Genomic DNA, 266 nt, shown 5'->3' on the forward strand with positions numbered 1-266 from the left:
TCGTAGGCCAACAGTTGGCCCTCGTGCTGCTTGAAGCCTTTGATGTTGTGTCTGTATTGCGGATTGATGCCGAGCGCGTCGGTGAACCCGGCAGCCAGCCGTTCCTGCTGCGCGGGACCGTAAGGCAATTTATCGCCATGCCTGGGCAGGGTGCAGGACTGTTCCAGCGCGTTCTTGAACAGGGTATAGCGCGAGTGCAGCGCATGGCCCGGATGACGGAAGTCTTGGAGATGCTCATCCGAACGCGGTGGGCGCGTCGGCGGGGT

The 266-nt window shown here is 61.7% G+C and carries 1 protein-coding gene; it reads right to left on the minus strand.

The window, feature by feature from the left end; all coding sequences use genetic code 11:
- The coding region (locus tag XalbCFBP2523_RS16740; protein WP_158250812.1) for a hypothetical protein at positions 1 to 266 on the minus strand (266 nt) is incomplete at both ends.

The organism is Xanthomonas albilineans (assembly GCF_002939705.1).
In the GTDB taxonomy this organism is placed as follows: domain Bacteria; phylum Pseudomonadota; class Gammaproteobacteria; order Xanthomonadales; family Xanthomonadaceae; genus Xanthomonas_A; species Xanthomonas_A albilineans.